This is a genomic window from Chryseobacterium sp. JAH, assembly GCF_001507335.1.
Taxonomy (GTDB): Bacteria; Bacteroidota; Bacteroidia; order Flavobacteriales; family Weeksellaceae; genus Chryseobacterium.
Genome location: NZ_LMAH01000002.1, coordinates 399,810 through 418,326, shown reverse-complemented (window position 1 = coordinate 418,326; position 18,517 = coordinate 399,810). Strand labels below are relative to the sequence as shown.

The 18,517-nt window shown below is 35.4% G+C and carries 13 protein-coding genes; 3 read left to right on the top strand and 10 right to left on the bottom strand.

The window, feature by feature from the left end:
* Positions 1-33: 33 nt before the first annotated feature.
* The 7 genes from AR685_RS05530 to alaS form a co-directional block, all read right to left on the bottom strand.
* The gene (locus AR685_RS05530) at positions 34-2,487 is read right to left on the bottom strand and encodes a DUF5686 family protein (RefSeq protein ID WP_059123964.1); all 2,454 of its coding nucleotides are present in this window, start codon (positions 2,485-2,487) and stop codon (positions 34-36) included.
* A gap of 142 nt (positions 2,488-2,629) precedes the next feature.
* Positions 2,630-2,866 (bottom strand): hypothetical protein, encoded by a 237-nt coding sequence (locus AR685_RS05525; RefSeq protein ID WP_059123963.1) that lies wholly within the window; start codon positions 2,864-2,866, stop codon positions 2,630-2,632.
* Positions 2,867-2,901: 35 nt separating this feature from the next.
* On the bottom strand, positions 2,902-5,316 hold the full coding sequence (locus AR685_RS05520; protein WP_059123962.1) for a hypothetical protein: 2,415 nt from the start codon (positions 5,314-5,316) through the stop codon (positions 2,902-2,904).
* Positions 5,317-5,539: 223 nt separating this feature from the next.
* Entirely contained in the window at positions 5,540-7,351 is a 1,812-nt protein-coding gene (locus tag AR685_RS05515) for a cytochrome-c peroxidase (protein WP_059123961.1), read from the bottom strand.
* 66 nt (positions 7,352-7,417) lie between these two features.
* A complete protein-coding gene (locus AR685_RS05510) occupies positions 7,418-8,893 on the bottom strand; it encodes a hypothetical protein (protein WP_047442705.1) in 1,476 nt (491 codons plus the stop codon).
* Positions 8,894-9,087: 194 nt separating this feature from the next.
* A complete protein-coding gene (locus AR685_RS05505) occupies positions 9,088-9,834 on the bottom strand; it encodes a hypothetical protein (protein ID WP_131777596.1) in 747 nt (248 codons plus the stop codon).
* Positions 9,835-10,161: 327 nt separating this feature from the next.
* Complete coding sequence (gene alaS / locus AR685_RS05500; protein WP_059123960.1) at positions 10,162-12,765, bottom strand: alanine--tRNA ligase; 2,604 nt, start codon at positions 12,763-12,765, stop codon at positions 10,162-10,164.
* Between the two features lie 399 nt (positions 12,766-13,164).
* Between alaS and msrA the strand changes: the two genes are divergently transcribed.
* Positions 13,165-13,815 (top strand): peptide-methionine (S)-S-oxide reductase MsrA, encoded by a 651-nt coding sequence (gene msrA, locus AR685_RS05495; protein ID WP_082671902.1) that lies wholly within the window; start codon positions 13,165-13,167, stop codon positions 13,813-13,815.
* Between the two features lie 30 nt (positions 13,816-13,845).
* On the opposite strand, the gene AR685_RS18080 is transcribed toward msrA, so the two are convergent.
* The 3 genes from AR685_RS18080 to AR685_RS05480 form a co-directional block, all read right to left on the bottom strand.
* Positions 13,846-14,484, bottom strand: a complete 639-nt coding sequence (locus AR685_RS18080; protein ID WP_059123959.1) for a hypothetical protein — start codon at positions 14,482-14,484, stop codon at positions 13,846-13,848.
* Between the two features lie 81 nt (positions 14,485-14,565).
* Positions 14,566-15,411: an ABC transporter permease subunit gene (locus AR685_RS05485; RefSeq protein ID WP_059123958.1), complete on the bottom strand. Its 846-nt coding sequence runs from the start codon at positions 15,409-15,411 to the stop codon at positions 14,566-14,568.
* A gap of 2 nt (positions 15,412-15,413) precedes the next feature.
* The gene (locus AR685_RS05480; RefSeq protein WP_059123957.1) at positions 15,414-16,316 is read right to left on the bottom strand and encodes an ABC transporter ATP-binding protein; all 903 of its coding nucleotides are present in this window, start codon (positions 16,314-16,316) and stop codon (positions 15,414-15,416) included.
* A gap of 231 nt (positions 16,317-16,547) precedes the next feature.
* On the opposite strand from AR685_RS05480, the gene AR685_RS05475 reads away from it, so the two are divergent.
* On the top strand, positions 16,548-17,897 hold the full coding sequence (locus AR685_RS05475) for an AAA family ATPase (protein ID WP_059123956.1): 1,350 nt from the start codon (positions 16,548-16,550) through the stop codon (positions 17,895-17,897).
* 57 nt (positions 17,898-17,954) lie between these two features.
* Positions 17,955-18,485, top strand: a complete 531-nt coding sequence (locus AR685_RS05470) for a hypothetical protein (RefSeq protein ID WP_059123955.1) — start codon at positions 17,955-17,957, stop codon at positions 18,483-18,485.
* The last annotated feature ends 32 nt before the right edge of the window (positions 18,486-18,517 follow it).

Sequence of the window (18,517 nt, the reverse complement as noted above, 5' to 3'; positions counted from 1 at the left end):
TTTAAAATGACTTTTGATTACTTATTACCAGAATTAAAATCCTAATAATTTTAATTTAAACTGGATGGCAAAGTTATCTTTAAATTTCGGTGTATTGTAATGTCCCACTCTGTAGAAGAATCCTAAATTGAATTGAGATGAAAGGAAATTATTCCATTCCAAACCTAATTCATTATACAGATGATCAAGTTTCTTAAATTCGAACTGATGGAATTCCGGATTTTTCATATCGCCTATGGTTCCTCTGTAGATAAAATCAAAGCTTGAAACGTTCTTCCCGAAACTTTTAAAATACCAAGGCAGTCTGTGTGTCAGATAGGCTCCAACAAATTTATCATTGAAATATTTACCACCTTCCATCGTTGCGAAACCGAGGTAAGAGGTCAGGTTGAAATTCAGACCACCATGACCGTTCCCTAAACCGTTCATGGTGAAGTTTTTCCATATGGGTGCGTCGCCGATGATTACGCCACCGTACGCTCTGATTCCGGTAACTCCTAGTTTTGTTTTAAAATTGTGAACGAAAAGTGCATCGAATCTGCTGAAATTAAAATCTCCGTCCAGTGTTTTAAATCCTTGTTCGTAGTTTAAGTAGACTTCCGGAAGGTTTTGTTCATACGTATATTTTCCGGTTGGCGTCATAATATTTTTAGACTTCGGAGAATATTTTAACGTGATTGTTGATGAAGCGATGTCAAACTGACTCCCTAAACCTTTGAAGTTATAAGCAAATTTAGATTCTTCCTGCGTTTTTTTTGCTGAAACATTCAGCGATAATCCGTTAGTGATGTCATTTTCATAGCTTAGTTTAAAGCCTTCATAACCGTAGAAAACTCCATTGTTTAGGGCAACTCCGGAATTCATGATTTTCATTCTGAAATTCCATAGATTTTCTGAGAAACGACCTGCCGCCATAACATCATTAAAATATTCCACGCGGAAAAATGAATTTTTATTTAAAGTAGTGCGGATATCAACTCCCGCTCCATACTTAAAGTCTTTATCATAGATTCCGTAGGCAAAATAAGCTTCAGGCGAAATGTATTTATTGAATTTCTCATTCAGTTTGGCTCCTGCTCCAAAACGGAAATGCTCATATTTATTATAGCCAATCAATCTCGCTAAATCAAAATCAACAATTCCTACACGGATTTTCCCTTTCAGTAGACCTGTCAATGCTTTTGCTTTTTGATCTAATTTATATTTGCTGCTCAGACTGTCTATTTTAGAATAAGTAGCAACTTCACGGTCAGTCAGATTTTCAGTACGATATTGATCGATCAGATTTCCATCCGAATTTTTTACGTCGATCGTATAACCTTTAAAATCCTGTGGTTTTTCTTCAATTGAAGTTTTAAAATCGAAGTAATCTGCAGTTGCAAATGCATAACTGCCGAATTTCTTTTTGGCACTTTTTTCTGCTTCTTTTTCTTCCTTGGTTTTCTTTTTATCAGATTTGTCATCACTCTCGAAAGTGGTAGATCCCATTTTGAGTTTGTAGTTTTCCTTTACTAAGAACCATTTGTTTTCAATGGGCTTCCAAATGCTGGTAATACTGCCCTCGCTTCTGATTTTACTGTTGCTTTCAATTTTTTTCAGAGCGTAGCTTTCTTTGTCTACGTAGATATATCCGTTAAATTTTCTGCTATCGGCTGTTGTTTTATAGCCGACCTGTCGGAATCTGATCACGTAATTTTGTCTTCCATCAATTTCAATAGAATCAGTCAGAAAAAATCGGTACAGATTTCGGTTTTCTTCACGGATTTCTTTAGGAATCACATTTCTGTTTGAACGGAAAGCCATCAACTCATAGATAGGCTCTTTCAAACCTGCAATTTTATTATCTAAAATATTGGTTTTTTCACCGTATTTTTTTGAGTATAAACTTTGTGAGGCTCTTTCCCAAAGAAACATCTTGCTTTTCCCAACCAATTTCATGAGGTTAACAGATTCTAAAGAATCTTTTCTTTCCTGAGCTTTCATTGGCTGCTGTGGAAGATTTTTCAGCGAATCAATTCTGTTGGCAATATATGCGTTGTATGCAATAATGCTGTCTTCATCAAAGTCTAAAGAAATTTTTTCGTAGGATTTAAATGAATACGAATCTAGACTCAGCGGAGAATTCTGCTTGTAATTATCATTAATTTTTCTCAGAATTTCTAGGGCCCGAGGATCACTTTTGTCTTCAAGAATGACAATTTGGATATTCTGAGTTTTAGGATCAGCTTTTGATAAGAAAACTTCCATTACCTTATCAACCACCACATCGTCTTCAAAAAAACCTTTTGCAGAAACCTCTACTTTTTTACATTTTGTTCTAAAGTTAAGAGTTCCGGAAGCATCGGTTTTCCCTATCAATTTATCGTTGCAAACTACCGAGACATTAGAGATCGGCGATTGATCTGACGAACTTTTAACGATAATTTTCGACTGTGAGAAAATGCTGATGTAGCCGAATGATAGCAGCAGGATATACAATTTTTTCATAAAGAATTTCTAACAATTAGATTTGATTGGCTGAGTATGAATTTACTTTTCCATTTGTTTCAAATTGAAAATCATGTAAAATCATAGCAGCTATGGCAAATAAAGTGCCGCAGATGTTAAAAATTCTTAATGTTTTTTTTAATCAATTCAGATTGGCCTGTTTTTCTGCAAATTCTTTAGAGAATTTTATTCTGTCTTCTTCCAGTTGTTCCTGATTATTGGGCAAGATATAATTGAATAAAATTTTATCTTCATTATCTAAGAAAATCATTTCTTTTTCTTCACCATCGATCATTTGTGAAAAAATCGCCCACATTGATGTGTCTTTTAGTCTCAATAATTCGAAAAACTGTTCTGCTTTTATTTCTATTTTTTTCATTGATTTGTTTTCATTATTTATTAATCGTTACCCAATTAAAACTCCAGTAGTTTTAATTTAAACTGAAGGGCAAAATTCTGTTTAAAACTGTACGTTGTATAATATCCGACTCTGTAAAAAATCCCGAGATTAAAATATGAAGAAAGGAAATTATTCCACTCCACTCCAACTTCCTGATACAGATGATCTAATTTCCTGAACCTGAAATTGTGATATTCGGGATGTTTCATATCACCGATTGTTCCTCTTAACACAAAATCAAAACTCGAAACATTCTGCCCGATACTTTTGAAATACCAAGGAAGTTGATGCGTTAAATAGTAGGCGACAAACCTGTCATTATAAAATTTTCCGCCTTCCAGTGTGGCAAATCCCAAGTAAGAAGTAAGGTTGAAATTGATATCACGGCTTGGCGACGCCAGTCCATTCATGGTAAAATGCTTCCAGATAGGGGCTTCACCTAAGACCAATCCGCCATACAACCTTACGCCTGTTGTTCCCAAGCGCGTTTTAAAATTTTGGACAAACAAAGCATCAAAACGGGTATAATTGAAATCTCCGCCCAAGGTTTTAAAACTTTGCTCAAAATTAAAATAAAGCTCTGGATATTTCTGTTCAATCAGAGATTTTCCTTGAGGCGTCATGATATTGGTAGAATTCGGAGAGTATTTCAATGTTACTAACGTATTGAAATTTTCAAATGTTGCACCGCCGTTTCTGAAATTATAATCGAATTTTGCTTCCTCGGTATTTCTTCTTGCGGCAAATGCCATTGTCAAACCATTGGTGATGTCATTTAAATAAGATATAGAAGCACCTTCGTAACGGTAGTATTTGTCGTTGTTGATGTTATTTCCGTAGTTCATCATACGCATTCTGAACGTCCACAGTCTGCGGTAAAATTCTCCAGAAGAATTCACATCATCATAGTACTCAATTCTGAAAAATGAATTTTTGTTGAGTCTTGTTTTGATGTCGAGACCAATTCCGTATTTCAATTTATCATCTCCCAATCCGTACGCAAAATAATAATCCGGAGAGAAGTACGGATTGAAATTTTCATTTAGCTTTCCTTTTAAACCCAATCTGAATCCTTCATACAAGTTGTAATTAATAATTTCACCGATGTCGAAATCGAAACTTCCTACACGCACCTGTCCGTTGATTAAACCGGTTAAGATCCTTGCTTTGCGGTCTACATTATATTTTTTACCCAAACTGTCGATGACGAAGTAGGTGTTTTTTTCACGATCTGATAAAGGTTGTGTTCGGTATTTCTGAAGTGTTTTTCCGTCGGCGTTTTTGACGGTGAAAGTGTACCCTTTAAAATCTTCGGGATTTTCTTCAATTGGGGATTCGTAATCAAAATATTTTGAGCTCAGATATGCATACGTTCCGAAACTTTTTTTATGATTTTTTGGATGATGTTCAGAATTTTCAGGTGATTCTGTATTGGTCATCATCATTCTGCTCATTCTCAGTTTTACACTTTCTTCAGATAAAAACCATTTGTGGTTAAAGAATGTCCAGGTACTGGAGATGTTACCGTCATTTTTATCTTTGCTGATGCTTTCTATTTTTTTGATGCCGTAGGTATCGGTATCAATGTATAAATATCCGCTGAATTTTCTCCTTTTGGCAGACTTCTTATAACTCACTTCACGAAAGCGGATGACAAAGTTTTTTCTTCCATCCACTTCAATAGTATCGGTGAGGTAAAATCTGTATAGACCACGGTTTTCAGGTTTGATCTGGTCAGGAATTTTATCTCGGTTTCCCTGAAGGGCAATCATTTCGTAGATCGGCTGTTTCAGTCCTGAAATACGGTTGTCTAAAATATTGACTTTCTCCCCGAATTTTTTTGAGTAAAGGTATTCCTGAGCCCTTTCCCAGAGAAATAATTTACTTTTCGAAAATATTTTCCGAGCCGAAACATCATTAATAGAATCTTTGGTCTTCTGCTTTTTAAAAAGATTAAAATTGTCATTAAAAATTTCATTGTAGGCAGATATACTGTCCTGATCAATGTCTAAAGAAACTTTTTCATAGGATTTATAGGCGTAAGAATCCAAACTTTGTGGTGAATTGCTTTTAAAAAGCTGGTCTGTTCTGCGTAAAATTTCCAAGGCCTGAGGATCACTTCTATCTTCAAGAATGACGGTCTCTATCGATTGTGTTTTGGCAGATGTGTTAATCAGCGTAACGGTCATTTCATCTTCTACCAGTGCGCTTTCCTTATAGTAATTGGTTGCCGTAATCTGAATGCTTTTGCATTTTGAACTGAATTCTACAAATCCGTTGTCGTTTGTTTTTCCAATGATTTTGTCGTTGCATGAAATAATGGCATTAGCTATTGGGGTTCCTTTTGCTTCATTAATTACGGTGAGTTTTGATTGTGAAAAACCAAAAACAAACATCCACATTAACAAAAAAATAAGGCCTTTTTTCATGAAAAAAATCTACCGCAAAATTACTGATTTATTTGGGTAAGAAAGTTTTTAAAATGAAGTTTTTTAATTCAATTCAGTGCAAAAATCGATGTGTAATTATTTTTCAACTGCAAAAGCAACAAAAAATTTTAAGAGTAAATTAGCTGTTCAAAAGCTAGCTTTTGTAATTCTCTCTTTCATATCTCTCTGAAATTTCTTTGAATCTTTTATGTTCAAAAAAGTTTTATTTATCATCTAAAGCACTCATGAAATCAATAATTTCATCAATTTCTTTTTCGGTTAAATTCAGTTTTGTATCTGATAGGGTTTGATTTTCCACTTTTAATCCTAAACCATTTCCGCCGCCTTTGTTATAAAAATTCATGACTTCTTTCAACGTTTTATATCCGCCGTTGTGCATGTATGGAGCGGTTTTACTGATGTTTCTAAGTGTCGGAGTTTTAAATGAATTATGAAGAAAAGCTACTGTTTCATGAAATTTCCCCCTGCCTAGATCTCGGTCCATCTTGCTGTTTGAGGCATTTTCAGCAACCCCCAAAACTTCCTGCTCGGTTTTATTAAAATTAGGAGGAACGGTACCATTGAACAAAGGAACAAAATGACAGATCGCACACTGTGCTTTTCCTACAAAAAGATTGAAACCTTTTTTCTGTTTTTCGGTCATCGCAGATGGGTTTCCGCGCATGTAATCATCAAAATCTGAATTGAATGTTGCCAATGAACGAATATAGCTTGCCAAAACATTCTGCAGCTGCCAAACTTCGGTCTTTTTTGTTTTGTAAATCTTCTTGAAACCTTTTTGGTATTTTTTATCCAGATTTATCTTGGCAATAATTGCATTCATATCGCCGTGCATTTCCTCTTTATTCGTGATCACGTCAGAACTTTGTCCTTCAAGATCATCTTTTCTCATATCCCAAAACTGACCGTGCTGAAAAGCGGAGTAGTTCAACGATGGTGTATTTCTCTGCAGAGCCACATTCTCCAGTGACATCGATTTTTCCATACCGTCGGTGAATGCTTTCTCAGCGATATGGCAGGTCGCACAGCTCCTGGAATTGCTGTTGGAAAGAATTTTATCACTGAAAAGCTGTTGGCCAAGACTTACTTTTTTAGGTGACATTTCATAATCCTTTCCGGGAACAAATGCGTTGGGATTGAAGGCTTCCTTAGAAAAGAAAGTCGATGCATTTTTATTTAAAGCTGAAGTCACTTCAACGTCCGGGATATTTTCTTCTTTTTTAAACTGAAGAAGCAAAGTTGATATTTTATTTAATTGGTTAGGAATAAAATTGATATAGTCGAATGTGTTTTTATCTGAGTTTTTCTTTAAAATGCCATTGGCAGTAACGATTTCACTGACGATTTGTTTTAAGGATTTCTGTTGAGATTGTTCTGTCGAAATTTGTTCTAAAGTCCATTGTACACCTTCCAAAGCAAAGGGTATTTCTTCTAAAAATGTTCCTGAAATCGGAGTGTCAAAACCGGCAATTCCCAAACTTGAAATCCTGAAAACCTGCTGTCTCAAAGCGTCAAAAACCTGATCTTTGCTAATGGTAATCACCAGAAAGTTCGCTTTGATGGTATTGCTTTTATTGGTAAGCTTTTTTAAAATTCTAATCAGTTCGTCTTTGTTCTGCTTTTCATAAGGATAAATCATTTCCTCAATTACCTGAAGACCTTCTGGTTCAATTTCGGTGTGTTCTTCCATTTCAATTTCAGGAAGAGCCGGACCGTTCATAAATCTGGCCGTGTTGGGAAGAAAATATTCTACCGCCCATTCCATTTTTTTGTAGGTTTTTCTCAACAGTTGAAATTTTTCCTGAAGAATTTTGCTTTCAGAATCTTTTGAAACCAAATCCATCAGTTCATTGGTCTGCCTGAGAAATTCAACATTATTTTTAAAGATTTCCTTTTTCACGGCAGTCAGGTCATTAACGATTGGTTTTTGATCGGTCTGACACTGTAAAATTCCAAAAAAGATAAATGTGATGATCAAAAAAAGGGCGAGAGGATATTTTAGAATCAATTTCATTGCTTATAAAAAAGCATCAATAGAGAAAACTCTACTGATACTTTGCTTAATTAAGGGTTATAAAAATTATTTTTGAACGTTTCTGATCAGAATGATCTGTCCGCCTTCTTTGTTGGTATTTACTCCTGCGCCGTCAGCATTTTTGAAACCGTCTTTCTGCCATGTGTGAGAGTGAATATTCACTGCAAAAGTATTTGGAACCCCGATAATATCAGAAACATCGATCATTGCTCCGTATTCCCAAGAACCGAATTTGTTTAAAGTTCCGGATTGGTTGTACGCAGTCTGCCATGCCGCATCATTTCTATTATGCTTCATATTTAACCACGGTTTGTACTGCTTTGTGCTGATATTCAGCTGCCAGATGTAAGAATCGTGCGCAGCAGCAGGGTAATAAGAATCACCGTCTTCCTGAATGTACACGAAATTTTCAGTTACACAAAGGTTGTCTGGATTGATCAGGTTATTTCCAGGGTTAGAATCTCCTTCAGCCACCACTTCCAGTTTTCCAGTCAGCATATTGTTTTCATTTAAAACCAACTTGTACACTCTTCCCCACATTGTTAATCCCGGTTTTGGGTTTACACCGTCTGAAGATTCGCCGGTTGCTGTAAAGTAAATTTCTCTTCCCTTTCCTGCACCCTTTCTGTAATCTACATCTTCAACTCTGGAAAAACGGATCGCATTAAGATCTAAATTTTTCTGATTGATCTGAGCTCCAGTGAGACTTTTCGCATTTGGAATTTCCACAAATTCTACATCATACTGAGAACCTTTCGTCATATTGGTTTCAGTGGTGTTGTTGTTGGTTCTTTTTAAAGAATACAGTTTCCCGTTTTCAAGATCACCTTGAGTATTGGCAACATACATGATCAACTGACCTGCAGATTGGTGAGCTGTAGAGTAGGATTGATCTTCACCAATTAAGATATAAGATTTTCCGTTAGAGATATCTCTGGGAAGTGGAACTGCGTTTTCCATAGAAGCTTTTCCCAATGCAGGTTTCACCCTTGTTTGGTCGGAGGCCTGTGAAGCTGCTGCCATTGGATTGATGGCGTGAACCATACTTTCCTCACCAGATTCTCCTGCCGTTAAGAAGGCACTGAAACCGTGTTCTTCAGGGGTTGCCAAAGTTGCAGAGCACAATCTTGTCATTCCACCGATACCGTTTAAAATATATTCTCCTTTTACAGGCTTGAATGTCTTGTCTAAATATACTCTTGAAACCGACTGTGTGATTTCATGGTTTGTCAACATCAAATATCCGTCTGATGCAGGATCTTTCATAATTCCCATTCCGTCTGGCTGACCTGCAAATACAAAGTTTGGACTTCCCGCCAAAACATCAGAACTTGAGATCAATGTAGTGATTTTCATATCTTCAAAACCGGGCATTCCGAATGCAAAAGCAGGTTCTTTTGAAAGATTTTCAAATTTAATGTTTTCGTTTACCGGATTTTCTGTGTTGTCTTTGTCATCATTACAACTCGTGAATAACGCAGTTGATAAAAATAATGCTGCAATAGATTGAGAAATTTTCATAATACTTTCTATAGTTTAGTTAGGACAAAACTATGAGTCTAGTATGAACTTAAGTTTACGGTGAGAACACAAAAAAATTAACTTTCATGTAGGATTTAGTTTACATTGTTACGGGAACTTCAATAATTAGAATCAGTCAAAATAAAAAAATCCCGAAACTTCGGGATTCTTATGTTTTTATACAAAAAGCGGTCTTACATCGCTTCTTCTTTAGTGATGGTGATTTCTTTCAACACCTTTCCTGTTTTGTCCGTGTACAGATATTTGATGTGTTTAATTCCCAACACAGAAGTCTGAGTAAAAACCTGCTTGATCTGTCCGGATTGCAGCATGGCATCTTTCATTGCTTTTTCTGTTCCTGCTATTGCCAGTGCTTTTTTGAAACTGTCAGGAACTTCACAGGTATATACCAGATTGTTTTCTGCATCTGCTTTGATACTTGTAATTTTTGTCCCTGTTGAAGGGTCTTCAATAGGTAGATTTTTGTTGAATGATTCAAGAATACTGTTCAGTTGCGCATTGTTGGGTTTGTCTCCTGCAGCGATTGATTTAAAATCGACATCTTTCGCTAAGGTTTTGTTGTCGATGGTTTTATCTAAAATCACTTTAGAATTTAACCCATATACTTTAAGATTAAACTTCACTCCTCTGTCGAAAAGTTCCTGTCCCAATTTTTCGCTTCTTATTGCCTGGCCTATAAGATCGGGGAGTGCAGCTGTTACCAAGTCGCTTTCGATACCATTGCCTTCATAATCGGTTTCTACGGAAATATCAATCTGATCCGGATTTGGTGTGGTGGCTTTGGTTGATTTAATTTTGTTGTTGGCAATCATCCCCGAAGAACGGTTATACATATCCACAAATTCCTGAGTCTTGTCTTTTTCGCTCTTACAAGACATGAACAGCATCGAAGCCATTAAAATAAAAAGTAGTTTTTTCATAAATAATATTTTAGGAAAAGATAATGAAAAAAACAGAAACTCTAAGTTTCTGATTGGTTAAATTATACTTCTAGACTTCATTTTCCCGCAAATTAGAGAGAATGACACATCAGTCGCCCCGTCAGTTTAGAAAAATGTATCGACGAGAACCTGTCAACCACAGACAGCGGATGAATCAAAAAACTTCTCGATACGGTTTCTTCAAAATCCACTTGTAGTGACGGTGTCAGGACGGGATAAGTGAGATGTCATTAAAAACAAACAATCCCTTTCAAAACTGAAAGGGATTGTTTGTTATAAAAAACCGCTACACGGAATTAGAATTCATTAAATATTCAAAGCCTTCTGGTATGCATTCTCCAGACCATCAAGATTTTTTCCTCCTGCTGTTGCGAAGCCTGGATTTCCGCCGCCACCGCCCTGGATTTCTTTTGCTAAATCTTTTACAATGGTTCCTGCCTGATAGCTTGACGCCAAGTCATCAGAAATTCCAACAGTAATCATTGGTTTTCCATCGTAATCTGATAACACGATCGTCACAGAAGTGGGGATTTCTTTCTTCAGTTGGAATACGATATCTTTTACCGAACCTGCATCCAGAGAAGTTTTCTTTACCAAAAGCTGTTTGTCGCCTTTGTGTTCGTAAGAAGTTTTCCAGTCGCCGATTTCGCCTTTTGCTTTTTCTTTTTTAAGTGATTCAACTTCAGATTTTAAAGTTGAATTTTCTTCGATCAATTTCTCAATCGATTTGACAAGGTCTTTAGATTTCAGCAATTGAGACAACTCAACCACCTGTTTTTCTAAGCTCCTGAAATATTCTTCAGATTTATCTCCTGAAATCGCTTCAATCCTTCTGATTCCTGCCGCAACAGAACTTTCAGAATTGATTTTAAAATGACCGATTTCGCTGGTATTTTTTACGTGAGTTCCACCACACAGTTCTTTTGAACTTCCAAACTGGATCATTCTCACGCTGTCGCCGTATTTTTCGCCAAATAATGCCATAGCCCCTTTGTCAATCGCCTCCTGAATCGGAATATTTCTAAACTCCTGCAGTGCAATATTTTCTTTAATCTTAGCATTGACTTTTTCTTCAATCAAAGCCAATTCTTCCTCAGTCATTTTACTGAAATGCGAGAAGTCAAAACGCAGATAATCAGGACCCACAAATGAACCTTTCTGTTCAACATGAGTTCCCAAAACTTCTCTCAAAGCCTCGTGCAACAAATGCGTTACTGAGTGATTCGCCTGAGAATTTTTTCTTTCGGTAGCGTTGACTTTAGCATAGAAAACAGCTCCGGCATCCTTCGGAAGTCCATTGATCAACGAAATGATCAGTCCGTTTTCCTTTTTAGTTTCTAAAACTTCCAGACTTTCAACCGCATTTTCTAAGACACCTTTATCACCGATTTGTCCACCACCTTCTGGATAGAATGGTGAGTTACTCAACACCACCTGATAAAATTCGCCGTCTTTATTTTCTACTTTTCTGTATCTTGTAATGTACGTTTCCGCTTCAATTTGGTCGTAACCCACAAAAGTTTCAGGCTTTTCTTCCAAAACAACCCAGTCGTACACTTTAGAGGCTGAGTCTTTTTTAGAACGCTGTTTTTGCTTTGCCATTTCAGCTTCGAAACCGGCTTCATCAATCGTCAAACCTTTTTCCTCTGCGATAATTCTCGTTAAATCATCCGGGAAACCGTACGTATCATACAGTTCAAAAACTTCTATACTCGGTAAAACTTTAGAACCTTCAGCAATTGTTTGTTGAATTAATTTTTCAACACGAACCAAACCACTTTCAATGGTTTTTAGAAAAGATTCTTCCTCACTTTTGATCACTTCAGTAACCAGTTTGCCTTGTTTTTCCAGTTCAGGGAAGAATTTTCCCATCTGATTTTGAAGAACGGCCACCAATTCAAAAAGGAATGGTTCTTTTCTGTCTAAAAATCGATAAGCGTAAGAAATTCCTCTTCTTAAAATTCTTCTGATCACATAACCTGCACCTCCGTTAGATGGCAACTGTCCGTCTGCAATGGCAAACGAAACCGCTCTGATGTGGTCAACCACAACGCGGATGGCGATGTCTTTTTCGTCCGTTAAAATTCCTGTATATTTTTTACCTGAAAGTTCTTCCACCTTCGCAATCAGCGGTGTGAAAACATCAGTATCATAATTGGATTCTTTTTGCTGTAAAGCCATACAAAGACGTTCGAATCCCATTCCGGTATCGATGTGTCTTGCAGGAAGGTTTTCAAGAGAACCGTCCGCTTTTCTGTTGAACTGCATGAAAACGAGATTCCAGATTTCCACAACCTGAGGATGATCGTTGTTCACCAACTCCAAACCTGAAACTTTAGCTTTTTCTTCGGGAGTTCTTAAATCTACATGAATCTCTGAACACGGTCCGCAAGGTCCGCTTGCTCCCATTTCCCAGAAATTATCTTTCTTATTTCCGTTGATGATACGGTCTTCAGAAACGAATTGTTTCCACAGATCATAAGCTTCAGTATCTCTTTCCAGATTTTCTTTAGCGTCGCCTTCAAAAATGGTTACGTAAAGGTTTTCTTTCGGAATTCCGTAGACTTCTGTCAGCAATTCCCAAGCCCAGGTAATAGCTTCTTTTTTGAAATAGTCGCCAAATGACCAGTTCCCCAACATTTCAAACATAGTATGGTGATACGTATCACGACCCACATCATCCAAATCATTGTGCTTCCCTGAAACTCTCAGACACTTTTGAGTATCGGCAATTCGTGGCGCGGTAGGTGTTTTGTATCCTAAGAAAAAATCTTTGAACTGCGTCATTCCCGAGTTGGAAAACATCAAGGTAGGGTCATCTTTCAACACAATAGGTGCAGATGGAACGATGAGGTGTTGCTTAGATTGAAAAAAGTCTAAAAACTGTTGTCTTATTTCCTGTGAAGTCATTTTTTATAGCTTTAAATATCAAAAAAATTGATAAGAATGCAAATTTAATATTTTTAAGTGATTGTAAGATATTGTTATTGGGAATTTATAGATGTTCTGAATTGTTTTTACTAAAGTTAAGTTAGTTGTTCAGCGGTATCTTTGCCATTCCACAGGAATATCGCCACTGAGATTCAAATGTTTAGATTCCTCCGAAACGACAAACTTTGAAAAAAAGAGTGAAATTTTTCAATTAACTTTTAAATTAAAACCGTTCTGATTCGTTTTTTCGTATATACGATCAAAGAATGATTGTTGAAAATTAAAATTCAATCAAATTTAATTTTAGCGTGAAATTTGCATCTAACTAAAGTGTTCTAAAATGATATCAACAAAATGATTAAGTATAACCAACAAAAAATGAAAAATATATTCATAGTACTCGGAATGTTTCTTGGAATCGCTGTTTTTGCAGCAAGCTGCGGAGATTCCAAAAAAGCAAAACCAACAGAAACTAAAGAAGAAAATAAAAAAAATATGGAAGCAGGAAATGTAAAAGAAGTTTATTTTGCAGGCGGATGTTTTTGGGGAACCGAACATTTATTTCAGCAGGTGAGAGGTGTAGTAGGAACTGAAGTCGGCTATGCCAACGGGAAAACTAAAAACCCAACGTATGAAGAAGTAGTGAGTCACACTACAGGTTTTACGGAAGCGGTGAAAGTTAAATACGATGCTGATGAGGTAGATTTGAAACTTCTGATTGAACTTTATTTTAAATCAATTGATCCGACCACTTTGAACAGACAGGGAAATGATGTGGGAGATAATTACCGAAGCGGAATTTATTTCACGGATAAAAATACGGAAGCAATCGTAAAAGCTGAAGTGGAAAAATTAGCTAAAAATTATTCTAAGCCGGTTGTTGTAGAAGTCGAAACTTTAAAGAATTTCTATAGAGCAGAAGATTTTCATCAGGATTATCTGAACGCAAATCCGGGAGGGTACTGTCATATTGAACCGGGATTATTTGAAGAAGCTAAGAATGCAAACCCGCCAAAGGCGAAAAAATAAAACAAAAAAGTTGTCGGAAGGCAACTTTTTTTAGTTTGAAAATCTTTCTTTGATGCTGAACATGGAGATATTTAGGAAAATTAAGAAGCCGAAAAATAAATAAAAGGTTTCTTTTGGAAGTTGCTTTATAAAAAATTGAGTATTATCGAAAAAGGTGGGCTTATATTCATTATAGATCGTGTCATTATAAAGTAAACCATCATATTCAATTTCTTTTGCATTTGGGTCCTGATAATTAACGGTAGCAAAAAGATGTCCTGTTTTATCTAAATCTAAGCCGTAAGTTTCCTGTTTAGAAATGGCCATATCATTAAGCAAAGAAGCGAAATCGCCATAAGTATTGTTGTCATCTAAAATAAATTCGATACCGGTTTCTTTTTCATTTCTCTTTTGAAGTTCCTTAATTTTTGAAACATAAAATTGAGAATTGTTTTTTGCGGAATTTGGCTGAACGGTTATTTTCTGATACTTCCAATTTCTTACTTGCTCGAAAGTCTTGTCGTGTTCTTTTAAAGGAATATCAGGATTGTATTTTGCAGGCAACCCAAAATCCATGATATTGTTAATAGGCTCATTTAGTTTCTGATTCCCAAAATACCAAAATAAAACAGGAATCAATAATGCACTTATCAATCCCGGAACATAGTATATTTTCTTTCCTGAAATCATTGGTTTAAATTTAAATAAAAAAAGTGACTCAATCATGAATCACTTTCGTATTTGAATAATTTATATCTGATAACTAAAAAATTACCAATCTCTTTTCTTTAAAATCCAGTAAGAACCAACGATGAAAATGGCGCACCAAACCAGACAAGCGATAAGGCTTTCTGTAGGATAGGTGAATTCATATTTTAAACCCATCGCTTTTGCCATATTTAATCTTATTACTGGACTAGGAATTAAGCTTGACATGCTTTCTAATGGTAATAATCTACTGAAGAAAAAATCATTTTGAAGAATCTCGTTTCTCTGAGGTCCTTGCATTCCGCTTACTTTTGCAAAGGTTTCTATACCTCCAACAATTAACTCGACGACCCAAAGTGCAAAGAAAGCAAGGAATACAAAGATTGATTTTCTTAGCAAAATTGAAAGAAACATAAAGAAACAGAAAAAAGTGAAAAGTTTTAAAAAATAATTTCCAATAAAAAATATTTCTGCATACACTTGCGCAGATTCTGTAGTTTTTGAATATTGAAATCCTAAATACATAGTAATTGCCGAAACAACTATGGTTGAAATCACCGTGAAAATAGTAATGGTAATTAATTTTGAACCAATAAATTCTTCTCTGCTCAAACCGTCAATCGTATTTTGTTTAAACATTCTGTTGCTAAATTCCTGTGAGATTGAAAATACAATGATCAGTCCTAAGAATATCTTTAGTAAAGCAACTGTCCATGTTGTGAAATTCCAGATTGCAGGAAAATCATACATACCTTGTTCTTTAAAATTAATGGTACTACCAAATATTGTAAATTCTGCTAAACCAATAAAAAGAAGAGCAATCAAAATGGCAAAATAAAGTATAGTGAAAACCTTAAATGGTCTGTAATTCAGGTTTTTGTAATATTCGAGTTTTAATAATTTCAGCATGATTAATGAGTGTTTTTTACAAGTTCAAGGAATTGAGTTTCAAGCGATTGTTTTTTCTTAGCTAAATGGGATAAGAAAATACCTTTCTCAGCCAATTTTTGGTTTAATCCGGATGCAGAAATCGAAGCATCATCACGAATCTGTGCTTTAATGATTTCACCATCAATTTTCACCGATGTAAACCACTGAAGTTCTTCTAAAGCGCTCAGAAGTAAAGTATTATTGTCAGCTTTCAATTCAAAAAATCCGGTATTGGTGGTCATTCCGTCTACGCTTCCTGAGTAGATGGCGTTTCCTTCTTTCAAAACAATCACATGGCTGCATATTTTTTCAATCTCATCCAAAAGGTGGCTTGCAATGATGATCGTGATGCCTTGTTTTGCAATCGTCCCGATGATTTCTCTGATCTGAATGATTCCTTCAGGATCTAAACCATTCGTTGGTTCGTCCAGAATTAAGACTTCGGGATTATTAAGCAAAGATGAAGCAATCGCTAAACGCTGTTTCATTCCCAAAGAAAATGTTTTAAAAGTATCTTTTTTTCTTTCTAAAAGACCAACTGTAGTTAGAACTTCATTAATTCTTGAGTATGGTGTTCCTTTGATCTCGGCAACAATTTTAAGATTGGTTTCTGCACTTAAATAGGGATAAAAATTCGGCTGTTCGATGATTGCCCCGATTTTCTTAAGGGTTTCAGAATCTGTTCCTTTTTTGCCAAACCAGAACCAGTCGCCGCTTGTGGGATTAATTGTTGATAGAAGCATCCCGAAGGTCGTTGATTTTCCGCTTCCGTTTGGACCAAGAAGTCCGTAAACATTGCCTCTTTCCACATCAAAGGAAATGTTGTTGACAACGACTCTTTTGAATTTTTTAGTCAGGTTTTTGACCGATAAAACTTTTTCCATGTAATTTGATTGTATGTGTAATAGGTTTCTCTTTTTCGTGAAATGTTACAAATGATTCGAAATATAGGTAAAAAGCGGTAAGAGCCAAGGGAAAGTATAAAGTACTTCTTCATAAACTTTCAACTTCCAGTAATCAGCTTCTATTATTTAGCAATTAACATCCTGTATCCAACATCCAACAAACATGCATCTTCGCAAAATTTTCATTAAATTTGATTTAAAGATGATTTTATGAAGTTAATCGAACTTGCAAGGGAACTTAATGTTTCTGCAGAGGCTATTAAACAGTTTATTCAGGATTTTGATCTTGATTTAATCGACTGTATTTCGACCCAATTTGAAGTGAAAGAGGATTTTGAAAAATTTGCCCGTGAAAATGTAGATTTTTTAAAGCAGTATGAGATAGATTTAGATGAACATAAAACGGTTGAGCAAATCGCTGAAACCATCAATCAGCCGAAAGAAAAGATTGAAAAAGCCATTCAGGATGATCAAACCAATATTTATGACAACGGATTTTTCCGTTCTTCAGTTTCAAGCTATGGAATAGACAATAAATTAGGTGGAAATTATCAATTTGTCTACAATTATTTCGGAAACAAAACCAAACTTCAACAGAGAGATTTTATAGGCTACAGAGATTTATTTTTTTATATTTCAGAAGTTTTAGAACCTTTTTTAAATCCGCAGCAAATCAAAGACTGGGGCATCAATAAACCTGTCGGCATTATTCTGTACGGGCCACCGGGCAGCGGAAAGATTTTTTGGGCAAACAAGATTGCTGAAATTATTAATTATAAATTTAAAGAAGTCAAAAAACACTATCTAGGGACTTCATTTGTCGATGGAAATCAAACCAACTTCAATGATTTTCTTCTGAATATGATGAAAGAAGATAAAGTTTTGCTTTTTCTCGAAGATTTTGACGAAATTATGATGGCCAGAAGTGCAGAGAACAACGTTGCATCCTGCGATCTTGAATCTCAGGAAGTGATTCTGCATCATATCTCGAAATTTGAAAACGAAGGTGTTTTGATGGTAGGCTCGGCCACTACGGTGGCAGACATTGATGAAGAGATTCTTGCTCCCGGAAGATTTGATGTGGTCATTCCTGTTTTTCCTCCTAATGCTGCAGAAAGATCAGAGATCATTTTGTACTCAATGACCAAAAATTTAGATAAAGATTCACTGCTTTTTAAAATTCTTAAAAATAATAAGGCTGATAAAATTCCTTTTTGGAGCACGGTTGCTTCTAGAATGAAAGTGTTCAGCAATACAATGCTGATTGATTTTACCCAAAGTCTAAAAAAACGTATTAAAAACCGTTATCAGAAAACAAAAAATGAAAAACTGCTTATAGACGAAACTTTGCTGAACGGTGCGCTGCGTGATGCCAGTGCAAAGTTAACTGAAGAATATCTCAATCAGATTGCTCAGTTTTTGAGTGATGTTATCGTCAATAATTTAGATGATTTCCAGATGAGAATTCATTCTCTAAAATCCGAATTAGAATCTTACAAAGCTGTTGAAATACCAAGAAGAGAGATTGGCTTTCAACATAATGGAGAGGCTGAGGTCTAAGTTGTTGTTAGAGGTGCGAGTTTGGTGATTAATTAGTTCAGTTTTTAATGTAAATGAATGAAGAATCTTTTAGTGGTACTTGTTTTGGGTGTTTCTTGTTTTTCCAATACAAAATTTGAGAAAAAATCGAACTCAAATTTTTTAAAGTATGAGCTTGCTTATAATGCGTTAGCAAAAGAAGAAAATAAATTACAGCCTTTCTTAGAAGAATACAACTCCGACGCTTCAAGTGTGAAAATTATTCCATGGGTTTTTAAATTAAAAAAGTATTCAATTTATGGTAATGAATATTTTAAAGTTAAAAACTCTTATCAATCAAATGAAATCTTGAAGCTTTCAAAAAAATATACAAACTCAAAATGGAGAAGAGACCAAGATTTCAGAGTTCTCAAACCTGAAGAGGTTAGATGTTTTCACGGGCCTTTGAAATATATTTATTTTTCGGAAATTAAAAATGATTCTTTACGAGCAGATATTTTAGGAAATCCATTAACAGAATATTTAATGACAACTGGTGAGCATTTTTTAATTATTTTCAAAAAAGATTCTATAACATCAGTTCAGAAAAAAATCTCGAATTTTGATTAAAAATGCATAATGAATTTCTTTAAACCAAAATT

Coding starts and splice junctions, on each gene's coding strand:
- AR685_RS05530 (WP_059123964.1), bottom strand. CDS start 2,487: ATGAAAAAATTGTATATCCTGCTGCTATCATTCGGCTACATCAGCATT.
- AR685_RS05525 (WP_059123963.1), bottom strand. CDS start 2,866: ATGAAAAAAATAGAAATAAAAGCAGAACAGTTTTTCGAATTATTGAGA.
- AR685_RS05520 (WP_059123962.1), bottom strand. CDS start 5,316: ATGAAAAAAGGCCTTATTTTTTTGTTAATGTGGATGTTTGTTTTTGGT.
- AR685_RS05515 (WP_059123961.1), bottom strand. CDS start 7,351: ATGAAATTGATTCTAAAATATCCTCTCGCCCTTTTTTTGATCATCACA.
- AR685_RS05510 (WP_047442705.1), bottom strand. CDS start 8,893: ATGAAAATTTCTCAATCTATTGCAGCATTATTTTTATCAACTGCGTTA.
- AR685_RS05505 (WP_131777596.1), bottom strand. CDS start 9,834: ATGAAAAAACTACTTTTTATTTTAATGGCTTCGATGCTGTTCATGTCT.
- alaS (WP_059123960.1), bottom strand. CDS start 12,765: ATGACTTCACAGGAAATAAGACAACAGTTTTTAGACTTTTTTCAATCT.
- msrA (WP_082671902.1), top strand. CDS start 13,165: ATGAAAAATATATTCATAGTACTCGGAATGTTTCTTGGAATCGCTGTT.
- AR685_RS18080 (WP_059123959.1), bottom strand. CDS start 14,484: ATGATTTCAGGAAAGAAAATATACTATGTTCCGGGATTGATAAGTGCA.
- AR685_RS05485 (WP_059123958.1), bottom strand. CDS start 15,411: ATGCTGAAATTATTAAAACTCGAATATTACAAAAACCTGAATTACAGA.
- AR685_RS05480 (WP_059123957.1), bottom strand. CDS start 16,316: ATGGAAAAAGTTTTATCGGTCAAAAACCTGACTAAAAAATTCAAAAGA.
- AR685_RS05475 (WP_059123956.1), top strand. CDS start 16,548: ATGAAGTTAATCGAACTTGCAAGGGAACTTAATGTTTCTGCAGAGGCT.
- AR685_RS05470 (WP_059123955.1), top strand. CDS start 17,955: ATGAAGAATCTTTTAGTGGTACTTGTTTTGGGTGTTTCTTGTTTTTCC.